The following is a 12,878-nucleotide window of genomic DNA, read 5'->3' as shown; positions in this document are numbered from 1 at the left end:
TCATTGTCTTCAGGGGGGCGGCAAGCCTAGCATGGAAGCAGGTGCACGACGCCACTAGAATGGCCAACCCCCTACGGGAGGATCTCAGGATGAGCAACGAATACAAGCATGTACTGGTCGCGGTCGACCTGACCAAGGATTCCCACCTGGTACTGGAACGCGCACTGCCCATCGCCAAGCGGAACGGTGCCAAGGTATCCATCATCCACACACTGGAGCCCTTGGGCTTCGCCTATGGCGGCGATATCCCGATGGACCTGACCAGTATCCAGGATCAGCTGGATTCTCACGCTCGTGAGCGTCTGGGCGATATTGCGACACCTCACGGCATCGCCAGCGAAGACCAGTATGTCGTCGTCGGCATGCCAGACAGCGAGATTCATCGCTTCGCCGCCGAACATGATGTCGACCTGATCGTTGTTGGCTCTCATGGTCGGCACGGTTTTGCTCTGCTACTGGGCTCTACTTCGACGGGCGTACTGCATGGTGCTCAATGCGACGTACTGGCAGTACGCGTCGGTGCTGATGACAGCGAAGAATGAACTCGTCACTGTTCTGTTGCTAGCGACAGCGTCACAAATCACAAGGGCTGCCCATGGGCAGCCCTTGTGATCATGTCGGAACACGCAAAGCCGTCACTCAGCCTTCCTGCATTGCCTCGAGCTCCATCCAGCGCTCCATCGTTTCTTCCATCACTTTCTGCTTGTGGCTCAGCTTTTCGAGCGTAGCGGTAATAGCGGTCGCCTCGCCTGCATAGAAGCTCGGCGCCGCAATGGATGCCTCTAGCGTAGCGATTTCACCCTCGAGCTTCTCGATAACCGCCGGAATCAGGTCCAGCTCACGCTGGAACTTGTAGGCCAGCTTGACCTTCTTGTTGGCCTGCTGCGCCTGAGCAGCCTCGCGCTTGCGACGCTCATCCTCGGTCTGAGCATCGCGACGATGTTTCTCCTCGCGCTCACGCTCGACTTCCCACGGCGCCGGCGGCAGACGTCCGCCCTGACGCACCCAATCGCTGTAACCGCCAACATACGGCTTGACGACACCTTCGCCTTCAAAGGCGAGGATGTTGGTGACCACGTTGTCCATGAAGGCACGGTCGTGAGACACCAGCAGCACAGTGCCATCGAAGTCGAGCAGCAGTTCTTCCAGCAACTCCAGTGTCTCGACATCCAGGTCGTTGGTCGGCTCATCGAGTACCAGCACGTTGGCCGGCATGGTGAACAGCCGCGCCAGCAGCAGCCGGTTGGATTCCCCCCCTGACAGCGAGCGCACCGGCTGACGGGCGCGGTCCGGGGTGAACAGGAAGTTCTGCAGGTAGCTCATCACGTGCATGTCACGCCCGCCGACCGTGACACGGTCACTACCGCGCGCGACGTTGTCGTAGACGGTGGCTTCCATGTCGAGGCCCTTGCGCAGCTGATCGAAGTAGGCGATCTGCAGCTTGGTGCCTTCAATACGCTTGCCTTCACTGGCTTCGAGCTGGCCGAGTAGAATATGCAGTAGTGTCGTCTTGCCCGCGCCGTTGCGTCCTAGCAAGCCAACCTTGTCGCCGCGCTGAATCTCGACACTCAGATCACGGATAACCCACTGTTCCTGCGCCTCGTCGTAGCGATAGCTGACATTTTCCAACTCCACGACCCGCTTGCCGCTGCGCTCGGCAGTGTCGACGGCGATACGCGCACGACCCTGCACTTCGCGGCGCTGGCCACGTTCATTTCGCATCTTCTCCAGTTCCCGTACACGGCCTTCGTTACGGGTGCGGCGTGCCTTGACCCCTTGGCGAATCCAGGTCTCTTCCTGAGCCAGCTTCTTGTCGAACTCGGAGTTCTCCTTCGCCTCGACATCCATTTCATGCTGCTTCTGAGCCTGGTAGCCTTCGTAGTCGCCCGGATAACGCCCGAGGCGGCCGCGGTCCAGCTCCAGAATCTGAGTCGCCAGACGCTTCAGGAAAGCCCTATCGTGGGTGATGAACAACACGGCACCGGAGAAGGCCGCGACCTGCTCTTCCAGCCAGGCGATAGTATCGAGATCCAGATGGTTGGTCGGCTCATCGAGCAGCAGAAGATCAGGGTCCGAGACCAACGCACGCGCCAGCGCGACACGGCGACGCCAGCCACCTGACAGGTCTTCCATCATGGTGTCTTCCGGCAGGCCCAGGCGGGTCAGCACATTGTCGATGCGCTGTTGGAACTGCCAGCCATCGACGCTTTCCAGCTCGTCCTGAACATGTTCGAGACGCTTGAGGTCCGGGTCCGGGTCGCTGACCAGATGATGATATTCCGCCAGTAGAGCACCGGCTTTCGGCAACCCTTCAGCGACGATATCAAAGATGGTACGGCCTTCAGGGGCCGGCAGATCCTGTGATAGCACACCGATCTTGAGACCAGGCGCCTTCCATATTTCACCGGAATCCGCCTGGAACTCGTCGGTAATCAGCTTGAGCAGCGTGGACTTGCCCGTGCCGTTACGGCCAACAAGTGCCAGACGCTCGCCGCGCTCGACCACGAGGTCGGCGCCATTGAGCAGAACGTGATGACCATAGGCCAGCTGAAGATTTTCCAGTCGTAACAATGCCATGTGCAACAGCAACTCGTGACGGGTCCACGGCCGGGAAGGCCACGGAGGAAGTGGGAATCTGGCGATGACAACCGCCGACAGCGAATATCGCTGATGAATGGAAGCATTCTACCCGAGGCATGGCGTACAGGCGATGCACAGACGACGTTACCGTGGGGGTATTCACGATCGATGACTGAAATACAACGCCAGCTTGGGTAGAATGGCGGGCTGCATCGTGCCGGCCAGGCCGCACGCTACTGCCTGCTTTTCCTGTCGCCATGTCTGATGGCGCTCTCTCTGTCTTATCGTGATTCAAGGGTGTCTGATGTCTGCACTTCTCCCGCATGCTGATCCCGCTGCCCTGCCACGCTACACCGCAGAAAGCCTCTCTGATGGCACCTTGACCAAGGCATGCGCAGATCTCGCCCTCAGTGATGAGGACAAGGAGGCTTCTCTGACACGTCTCGTGCCGGAACTTCGCTTCGCAAGCCGCGTGCCGCTGGTGGATATAGGGGCCAATCTGACGCACGAAAGCTACGCCAGTGATATCGAAGGGGTACTTCTGCGCGCCCGAGCGGCAGGTGTTCAGCAGCAGATTCTGACAGGCACCAGCCTCGACGGATCGCGCGACGCATGGGGGTTGGCGGCCCGCTATCATGGCCTTTTTTCTACCGCCGGCGTGCATCCCCACGAGGCCAGTCAGTGGAATCGTAGCGTAGAAAGCGGTATCCGTGAGCTTCTCAGTCAGCCAGAGGTGGTCGCCGTGGGTGAGTGTGGCCTCGACTTCAATCGCAACTTCTCGACACCACAAGAACAGACTCAAGCCTTTGAAGCACAGCTGACATTGGCGGCAGAAAGTGGCTTGCCGCTCTTCCTTCATGAGCGTGATGCGGGTCGTCAAATGCTTGAGATGCTCAAGCACTGGCGAGACGATATTTCACATGCCGTGGTGCACTGTTTCACCGGAGAGCGCGAAACACTCTATGGTTATCTAGACTTGGATCTACACATTGGCCTGACGGGTTGGCTGTGCGATGAACGCCGCGGCGAACATCTGCGTAGTCTGTGCCGTGAGATCCCGCTGGAGCGCCTGATGCTGGAAACGGATTGCCCTTACCTGGTGCCGCGCAACCTGCCTGCCAAACTCAAGGGCCGGCGCCATGAACCCTCACTACTGGTATGGATTCTGGCCGAGGTCGCGGCATTACGTGACATGGACATCGAAGAACTCGCCGACACCACCACGCGTACCGCTACCCACTTCTTCCGTCTGCCGACCTGCCAAGACTCTTTCTGAAAGGCCAGCATGCAAGGCCATTCTGGAAACGTGATTAACTCGACGACAGATACGCCATTACCCCGATTTCACCTGCTGTGGACACGACCTCATGCACGAATATGAACCCGAAACTGGCGACTTTCCGGCCTTCATCGCCGTCGAGACCGGTGAAGATTCCAGCCTGCCCCTGGCCATCGCCTGGGCGCTGCCTGATGGCCAGATGAAACATGTCCTGATCCAGCCCGATGATGAATGGCTTGATAACGAGCTACTCGAACTAGGGGATTACAGCCTTGAGGACTTGCGGAGCTTTGGTGTCAGTCCGCTCGACGTTCTCAAGGAGCTGGAGCAGGACTATTACCAGACCACGCTCTATACCACTGGCATCAATGACGACGAGCACTCGCTCGCACGCCTGTTCGATGCCTATAACATGGACCCCTTCATCGAGTTCGCTCCGGCAGAAAGTCTCTACCCGGAATTTTCGCCAGGTGAGTGGGCTCGCGAGCGTAATAATGTGATGTTCGAGCAAGGCCTTCAGCCCTTCCGTCCCGACAACGAAGTGCTGGTCATGCTGGCCATTCATACTCGTCTACGCGGTGATGGCATACGGGGTGATGAGATAATCAATGGTACTGGCCCGGATTATGAAATCGACTGGGAAGAGGATGTCTGATATCTACTCAGTATAGAAAAGCCCCGGCAACCAATGGTTACCGGGGCTTTTTTACACGTGTCATACCGAGAGGAATAACGATCAACACTCAGCATTCACGGCATCAGTCGATCAGTTGGACTGGCCACCATTACCGCCGCTGGAACGATTACGTCCCCCGCGAGCACGACGACGAGGTTGCTCATCATTTGACAGCTGTGCACCTGGCACACGGTTGCCGTCCACTTCAGGGCGGGCGGCAACGCGATTGCCATCAACTTCACGCGGTGCAGGCGCGCGATTGCCACGGTTATCGTCGTCCTGCACGACACGCGGTGTCGCTTGGCGCTGACTGTCAGAGTGCTGGCCGCCGGTACGCTGACCGCCCGTACGCTGGCTATCAGAACGCTGACCGCCCGTACGCTGGCTATCAGAACGCTGACCGCCCGTACGCTGGCTATCAGAACGCTGACCGCCCGTACGCTGGCTATCAGAACGCTGACCGCCCGTACGCTGGCCGCCACCATTGCCACGACCTTCACTGGTCGGCTTGCTGTCAGAACGCTGGCCGCCAGAACGCTGACCACCGGCTGGTTTGGGACTCGGCTTGGCAGTACCTGAGCGCTGACCGCCGCGCGGCTGACGCGGCTCACGTTCCGGCTCGACATCGACTTCTGGCACGAAGCCTTCCACGACAACACGCTTGAGCTTGCCGTTGAGCAGGCGCTCGATGCCGTTCAGCTCCTTGCGCTCATCACTGGATACCAGCGAGATGGCACGACCACTTGCACCGGCACGTCCAGTACGACCAATACGGTGTACGTAGTCTTCCGGCACATTGGGTAATTCATAGTTCACTACCTGCGGCAGCTGCTCGATATCAAGACCACGAGCTGCGATATCGGTCGCGACCAGCACACGCACTTCGCCGTTCTTGAAACCAGCCAACGCCTTGGTACGCGCATTCTGACTCTTGTTGCCGTGAATCGCCGCGGCACTGATACCGGACTTTTCAAGCTTGGTGGCCAGACGGTTGGCACCGTGCTTGGTACGGGTGAAGACCAGCACCTGGCGCCAGTCTTCCTTGATGATCAGGTGCTTGAGCAGTGAAGGCTTGTGGCTCTTCTCCACGGTGTGGATATGCTGCTCGACTTTCTCGGCAGCCGAGTTACGCGGACTAGCTTCCACGGCAACCGGATTATTCAGCAGCTTGCTGGTCATGCTGCGAATTTCATCGGAGAACGTCGCTGAAAACAGCAGCGTCTGACGCTTGGTCGGCAGTAGCTTGAGAAGACGGCGGATGTCATGGATGAAGCCCATGTCCAACATGCGGTCAGCTTCGTCCAGCACCAGTGTTTCAAGGTCAGAGAAGTCGATGGCTTTCTGAGAGTGCAGATCAAGCAGACGGCCCGGTGTGGCAGTCAGAATCTCGACACCAGTCGACAGGCGACTGATTTGCGGGTTGATCTTCACACCGCCAAATACCACCGCATTACGCAGCTTGAGATGACGTGAATACGCCGTGACGTTGTCGTCGATCTGTGCGGCCAACTCCCGTGTGGGCGTGACGATCAAGGCCTTGATCTTGCGGGCACCTGCAGGGGTGCTTTGGCTCAGGCGCTCCACCAGCGGCAGTGCAAAACCAGCAGTTTTACCGGTACCTGTGCGCGCAGCAGCCATGACATCACGGCCTTCCAGCACAGCAGGAATGGCACCAGCCTGTACCGGAGAAGGCGTGGTATAGCCCATCTCGGCAATTGCTTTAAGAATAGGAGCAGATAGCCCCAGAGCGGCAAAAGCCGGGACGGAATTGGCAGTAGTCTCAGTCATCAATATCTCTTCGGCTGACCGGCCACGTACTGGTCGATCATTAAGGAATGGCGCCTGGCCGGGCACGTGCCGGGAGGGGGGGCGAGGCGTATCAGGCGCAGAGATGATGGAGTCGGTCAGGGAGACCTCGTCGTGCTGCTGCCAGTCGCTCGCGTCAGGCGATGGCCCAGTCTACCACTTTCCGCTCGATACTGCAGAAGCCGACGTCACACGTATTTGAGTGGCAGCACCGAGGGGCTTTGCATAATGGGGCAAGACACGCCTGCTCCACTTGATGGAGCAACAAAAAAACGCCTCAGTGCCAGTGCAACGGATAGCGGCGATGGCGCGCCAGATTGTTGATCAACACCGCCAGTACCAGCATCGCCAGGCAGCCCAACCCCACTGGCAGCAGTGCGTACCAGTACCCCAGCTCATGGAGCGTCGGCCCACCAATCACGGCAATCAAGGCCGTGGCACCACCGGGAGGATGCAACGTGTGCGTCAGCTGCATCACCAGCAGCGCCACCGACACGGCCATGGCAGCCGCCAGCCAGCTATCACCTAGCCATTGAAAGCAGGCGACTCCCACCAGCGCCGACAACATATTGCCTCCCACCACATTACGTGGCTGAGCCAACGGGCTATGGGGGGCACCATATAACAATACCGAGGTGGCACCGAAAGACCCCACCAGCAACAGAGAGCTGACCGCAAAGTAGTGTGAAGACAACCAGCCAATCAGTGCCATACCAAGAAAGGCACCCAACCATGACCACAGTGCATCAGCAATATGTGGCTTGCCTCGTGTCAGGGGTCCACCACGCATCTTGGCAACGTAAGGCTTGATCATATCTTCAATATCCGCACATGTTCATGGTGTACTTCTCGAGCAGTCCACGCTATTTATCGAGCAATGCACACTATGCGAAGCACATGGCACGAGCAACTGCTGTATGGAAATAAGCTCAGGCAGCGTCAGGCTTAATTCTCGCTACGCGAGGCAACGATAGTGCGCGAGATCACGATCACCGGCAGGATACCAACCACGACGATCACTAACGCTGGCAGGGCAGCCTGTTCAAGCATTTCATCAGAGGCGTACTGATAGACATGCGTAGCGAGAGTGTCAAAGTTGAAGGGCCGCAGCAGCAACGTGGCAGGCAACTCCTTCATGGCATCCACGAATACCACCAACGCCGCGGTCAAGAGCCCTGGTCGAATCAGGGGTAGATGGACGCGCCTGAGCGTCGAGAGCGTATTCTCGCCCAGAGAGCGTGCCGCCATGTCCATGGAGGGTGTGACCTTATCGAGGCTCGATTCGATTGCCCCGGCCGCAATCGCCAGAAAGCGCACAACATACGCAATGATGATTGCCCCCATGGTGCCTGTCAGCAGTAGACCGGTGGAGATACCGAAGTTGGCACGCATGAAGCTATCCAACGCATTATCAAAGCCGGCGAGTGGCACTAGTACACCCAAGCCCAGTACTGCACCGGGCATGGCATAGCCGAGGCTCGATAGCTTGAGCGCCTGTTGCACGCTGGAAGTACGGTCCAGTCGCTTGGCGTAGGCCAGCAGTACACCAATGATCAAGGTCAGTACTGCTGCACTGACTGCCAGCATCAGACTATTCAGTGCGTAGCCAGCAAAGTCGAGCGTCCACGACTCATCGAAGTAGCGAATGGCGTGACGCGCCAGCAGTCCGACAGGAAGTAGAAAACCGAATAGCAGCGGCAGCAAGCACGCCAGCGACGCCATTGCCGCGCGCCAGCCAGTTAGCCGAGGACGCTGATAGCGGCGATAACGATCGCCCTTGCCAAACTGGCGCTGACGGCGGCGTGCATGACGCTCCAACCAGATAAGCGTCACCACGAAGATCATCAGGCATAGCGCGATCTGTGCCGCGCCGCGCAGGCTACCCATGTTGAGCCAGACGTTGAAGATGCCAGCCGTGAGCGAGCGTACCGCAAAGTAATCAACCGTACCGAAATCATTGAGCGCCTCCATCATGGCCAATGCCAGGCCGACGGCAATCGCTGGGCGAGCACTGGGTAACGCCACGCGCCAGAAACTCTGCCAGCCATTGCAGCCCAGGGTACGACTGGCATCTCTCAGCGAGGGCGACTGATCGAGAAATGCTGAGCGTGCCAGCATGAAGACATAGGGAAACAGCACCAGTGACAGCATTATGATGGCGCCGCCCAGGCTTCGGATCTCTGGGAAGTAGTAATCCTGAGGTGAGTTCCAGCCAAACAGTGCCCGCAGCGCACCCTGAAAGGGCCCCGCGTACTCGAAGACATCGGTATAGATATAGGCGATCACGTTGGCAGGGATCGCGAATGGCAGCAGCAACGACCACTCAAAGGTGCGCCGCATCGGAAACTGATACATGGTCGTCAGCCAGGCCGAGACCACGCCCATGCTGCCACTTAGCACCGCCACTCCCGCCACTAGCGCGAGGCTTGTCATCACGTAATCCGGCAGCACGGTAGATACCAGATGCGGCCAGATGCCAACACCTGCCTGATCACTGCCGTCATCGCCAAACAATGCCAACCAGATGATGGCCAACACCGGCATGACCACCAGTACTGCGACGCCCCATGCAGTGACGAACCATCCCATATGAGTGCCGAGACGACGCTGACGGCGCCGAATGGCAGCATCATCAGTTGTCATGTCGCTACTGGGTGAGCCACCTGCGTTGCTCTTCATCGTGAAAGAAGCACCTTCAAGGCCCGCACCTTGCTCTGCCAACAGCCGCTTGCCTTGCGTCATCTCACTTCCTCGCTATCCCGCCAACTGCAATTGCGTCTATTTTACATGGATTAAGCAAACGAAGAGGGGCTGTCGCTTGGCGACAGCCCCTCTTCGTTCATGACGTCTCGCTCGGCGGTATTTCCCGTCGGCGAGCGCCTTTACTGGTTGAAACCGACTTCATTGACCATCTGCGCGGCGCGCTTGCGATACTTGGCAATGTCCGTCAGTGACAGATCATCCTGTTTGAACTCACCCCAGGAGGCGAGCAACTCTGAACTCTCTGCTTCCGGATTGGCCGGATATTCGTAATTGACCTCAGCATACATGTGCTGCGCGGTCTTTTCGGTCAGGAAACGCATCAGTTTGAGCGCATTCTCTTCATGCGGCGCGTACTTGGTCATCGCCATACCGGAGATGTTCATGTGCGTGCCGACGCCGTTCTGATCCGGGAATTCGATGCGTGCTTTCTCGGCCCACGGGCGTTGCTCTTCGTTATTCAACATATTGCCGTAGTAGTAGCTATTACCAATGGCTACGTCGCAGACGTTATCTCGTATCGCCTTGATCTGGTCACGGTCGCCACCCTGAGGCTTGCGCGCCAGATTATCCTTGAAGCCTTCCAGCCACTCACGGGTCGCTTCTTCGCCATTGTGCGCAATGCGCGAGGCAATCAGCGCTACGTTGTACGGGTGATCACCGGCACGCGAGCAGACACGGCCCTTCAGGCTCGGATCAGCCAGATCGTCATAGCTCGAGACCTGGCCAGCATCAAGACGATCTACGCTGGTGTAAAGCACACGAGCACGAGTAGTGATACCGAACCACTGGTTGTCCGGGCCGTGATACTGCGCCGGTAGATTGGCTTCAATGACGCTGTCGTTGACGCTCTTGACCAGCTCCTCATCGACCAACTCCTGAAGGCGACCCACATCGACGGTCAGCAGCACATCAGCAGGTGTATTACGTCCTTCGCGCTTGAGGCGCTCTGCCAGGCCCTGCTTGGCAAAGACGACATTGACCTTCACGCCAGTTTCCTCAGTGAACTCCTTGAGGAACGGCTCAATCAGATAAGCCTGACGATAGGAATAGACATTGACCTCTTCCTGGGCCTGCGCCGGCATTGCAGTTACCGCGGTGACACCCACAAGTGCGCCAAGTAGCAACTTACGAGCGGAGGATGCAGAAATCATGGATACAGCCGTCATCGAATACCCCTGTTCAAAGGTCTCCGCCCATGCCCGACAATCCGGGAAAAGCAGAATGATTGTGACAATGCGAATCATTCTAATCACAAACCCTTTCCAACCGCAACGTGAGTGCAACGCTGACTTGCGTAAAGCGCAATCCTGCCACTGCGTCATAACCACGGTAAGCACGTATCACGCGACTCGTCCGTCCTCACCCGGTGGGGGTAATAGCGGTAGTGCTTCCTTTATCGCTTGCTCCAGTGACACTCCGTGCTGCCAGACATGTTCAAGCGCATGACAAAATGCCGCAGCTCTTGCCGGTAACCCATGTTGCGCAAACTCAACAGAACGCTGAGTGACGCGGCAAGCAAAGGTTTCACGATCGACCTCAATTTCGAGATTATCGACACTGACATGAAACGGCTTCCCGACAGCTGCGTGGAATAACTTCTCCAGTGCCTGTGGGGCGACCTCAACACTTTCAAAGGCTTTCTGCTGCGCCACATTACGTCCATCGGGCGCATACCAATAGCCGTAATCCTCACGGAGGCGGCGCTCTGCGCCCGCGATGCACCAATGACTGATTTCATGCAGTGCACTGGAAAAGTAACCACGCGCCAGATAGATGCGATGGTGCTGGAGATCAGCCGCTTCAGCCGGCCCTACCCCTGCTGGTAAATAGAGCGGCTCATCAGGCGCACAGCGCAAGAGAGTATTGAAGGTATCGTCGAACAAGCGATCGAATAAGGCGATAAGAAGTGTCAGATCATCGGTGCGTAACGCCTCAGACCGAGTCGCCTCAGAGGCAACGATACCGGCATTGTTTGAGCAATGAGAGGAATGGAACTCTGGAGACAACAGCACGGGCAACTCTCAGCAGTCACGGCACGCGTGACAATGTCAGTGGAGACACAGCAGGCTGTCTATCGCCCTCTGGATGTGGTCATTGTACGTCGCTTGCCTATTGAACGTCATTCCAGCTGACAGCCCACTGCATAGCCACGATAATTCACTCTACTCCGTCCCTCAGGCAGGCCTTATCTGCTAGGATGGCGCCCTTAAGCAAGAATGATTCTCAATTACTAGCAGGAGCCCATCGTGCACGCCGCTGATCCATTGCCCTCTTCAGGCTCGCCTCCCCCCCTTATTCCTCGGGTGCGTGCAGAAACTTCACGTTTACTTACACTGGCGCTACCCATCTGTGGCGCTCAACTAGCTCAAGCGGGCATGAGTGCTGTAGACATACTGATGACGGGACGCTCTAGCGCCACAGACCTTGCCGCCGTTTCGGTAGGCTCAAGCCTCTGGGTGCCCTTGCTGTTGCTGATGGCTGGCACACTGATGGGACTGACACCTGTTGTCGCACAGCTGATGGGAGGCAATCGTAGCGGCGAAGTTCGCGACAATGTGCATCAATCGCTATGGATTTCCCTCGTGCTCGGTGGCGTGTCAGCGCTAGCGCTATGGTATCTGGCAGCACCTATCTTCACGGCCATGGACGTGCCTGCCGCCGTCGCCGAGCAAGCAACGCTCTACTTGATGGCCATTGCGTGGGGCATGCCAGGGGCAGCCTTCTATCAAGTGCTGAGAGCGTATTCTGATGGTATGAATCATACCCGCCCTGCCCTGATCATTAGCCTGATAGGGCTACTGTCGAATATTCCGCTCAACTACATGTTGATCTACGGCTCCGCGGGTGTGGATGAGCTACTGGGTATCACCTTGCCCGGGCTATTGGGCGATATTCCTGCCATGGGAGCCGCCGGCTGTGGTATCGCGACAGGCCTGGCCATGTGGATCATGTGCCTGAGCATGTTCGTTTATACCCGACGCTGCAGTGCTTACAAGGCCGTCGCGCTCTGGTGCCATCCCAGCGCTCCTCAACTGAAGAAGATCTCGGAGTTGCTCAAGGTCGGTCTACCTATTGGTATCGCCATCTTCTTCGAAGTTACCCTATTCACGGTAATTGCCCTGTTCGTCGCCAGCTTTGGTGAAACCAAGGTCGCTGCACATCAGGTGGCGCTCAATTTCACTTCACTACTCTTCATGCTACCGCTCTCCATGGCGATGGCACTCACTGTGCGCGTCGGTCATACCATCGGACGTGGCGATATGCGCGAGGCCCGTTTCGTCGCCTGGAACGGTGTCGCCTTCTCGTTAGTGGTGGCGCTGGTCAATGACCTGGTGATCTGGGTACTGGCTGAGCCGGCAGTCGCCCTCTATACCAATAACCTCAAGGTACAAGCACTGGCGCTATCATTGATTACGTTAGCGATGCTCTATCAAGTATCCGACTCCTTGCAGGTCGCAATGGCTGGTGCATTGCGTGGCTTCAAGGACACTCGCATCATCATGTTGATTACCATGTTCGCCTACTGGATCGTCGGACTGGGCGGTGGTCACCTATTGGGTGTCGGTAGCGAAGCGTTCCCCGTCTGGCCATGGCATGTAGAAGAAATGGGTGTCTATGGCTATTGGATTGGTATGGTCGCGGGCCTCACAGTGGCCGCGATTCTACTCGGCTGGCGACTATGGATAATTGCACGTCGTGCCATTGCCGGTGATGGCCTTCCCGGATAGGCGCCATATGGGGCATGTGTGTTGCGGGCTACGCCATAGAAAGCCT

10 protein-coding genes are annotated in these 12,878 nt (G+C 57.6%); 4 read left to right on the top strand and 6 right to left on the bottom strand.

What is annotated here, in order from left to right; all coding sequences use genetic code 11:
- Positions 1-89 precede the first annotated feature (89 nt).
- Positions 90-542 carry a universal stress protein gene (locus tag GQR90_RS02945; RefSeq protein ID WP_158772813.1) on the top strand — a complete coding sequence of 151 codons (453 nt, stop codon included), beginning with the start codon at positions 90-92 and terminating at the stop codon, positions 540-542.
- A 97-nt stretch (positions 543-639) separates the two neighbouring features.
- Here GQR90_RS02945 and GQR90_RS02940 read toward each other — a convergent pair whose 3' ends face one another.
- Positions 640-2,577 carry an ATP-binding cassette domain-containing protein gene (locus GQR90_RS02940; protein ID WP_158772812.1) on the bottom strand — a complete coding sequence of 646 codons (1,938 nt, stop codon included), beginning with the start codon at positions 2,575-2,577 and terminating at the stop codon, positions 640-642.
- A gap of 307 nt (positions 2,578-2,884) precedes the next feature.
- Between GQR90_RS02940 and GQR90_RS02935 the strand changes: the two genes are divergently transcribed.
- Together GQR90_RS02935 and GQR90_RS02930 are read left to right on the top strand one after the other, a co-directional pair.
- Positions 2,885-3,856, top strand: coding sequence for a TatD family hydrolase (locus GQR90_RS02935; RefSeq protein ID WP_158772811.1), 972 nt, complete (start codon positions 2,885-2,887; stop codon positions 3,854-3,856).
- 91 nt (positions 3,857-3,947) lie between these two features.
- Positions 3,948-4,514 (top strand): hypothetical protein, encoded by a 567-nt coding sequence (locus tag GQR90_RS02930; RefSeq protein ID WP_233266409.1) that lies wholly within the window; start codon positions 3,948-3,950, stop codon positions 4,512-4,514.
- Between the two features lie 111 nt (positions 4,515-4,625).
- Here the strand turns inward: GQR90_RS02930 and GQR90_RS02925 are convergent, their stop codons facing one another.
- The 5 genes from GQR90_RS02925 to GQR90_RS02905 form a co-directional block, all read right to left on the bottom strand.
- Entirely contained in the window at positions 4,626-6,323 is a 1,698-nt protein-coding gene (locus GQR90_RS02925) for a DEAD/DEAH box helicase (RefSeq protein ID WP_158772810.1), read from the bottom strand.
- 295 nt (positions 6,324-6,618) lie between these two features.
- On the bottom strand, positions 6,619-7,155 hold the full coding sequence (locus tag GQR90_RS02920; RefSeq protein WP_199269465.1) for an HPP family protein: 537 nt from the start codon (positions 7,153-7,155) through the stop codon (positions 6,619-6,621).
- A 131-nt stretch (positions 7,156-7,286) separates the two neighbouring features.
- A complete protein-coding gene (locus tag GQR90_RS02915; RefSeq protein WP_233266408.1) occupies positions 7,287-9,083 on the bottom strand; it encodes an ABC transporter permease in 1,797 nt (598 codons plus the stop codon).
- A gap of 140 nt (positions 9,084-9,223) precedes the next feature.
- Positions 9,224-10,270, bottom strand: a complete 1,047-nt coding sequence (locus GQR90_RS02910) for a Fe(3+) ABC transporter substrate-binding protein (RefSeq protein WP_233266407.1) — start codon at positions 10,268-10,270, stop codon at positions 9,224-9,226.
- A 174-nt stretch (positions 10,271-10,444) separates the two neighbouring features.
- Entirely contained in the window at positions 10,445-11,116 is a 672-nt protein-coding gene (locus GQR90_RS02905; RefSeq protein ID WP_325064285.1) for an elongation factor P hydroxylase, read from the bottom strand.
- Positions 11,117-11,368: 252 nt separating this feature from the next.
- Here GQR90_RS02905 and GQR90_RS02900 point away from each other — a divergent pair, with 252 nt between their 5' ends.
- Positions 11,369-12,832, top strand: coding sequence for an MATE family efflux transporter (locus tag GQR90_RS02900; protein ID WP_442778545.1), 1,464 nt, complete (start codon positions 11,369-11,371; stop codon positions 12,830-12,832).
- The last annotated feature ends 46 nt before the right edge of the window (positions 12,833-12,878 follow it).

It is taken from the genome of Cobetia sp. L2A1 (genome assembly GCF_009796845.1).
In the GTDB taxonomy this organism is placed as follows: domain Bacteria; phylum Pseudomonadota; class Gammaproteobacteria; order Pseudomonadales; family Halomonadaceae; genus Cobetia.
The sequence above is the reverse complement of the archived record's forward strand: the minus strand, read 5'-3'. Positions and strand labels throughout refer to the sequence as shown.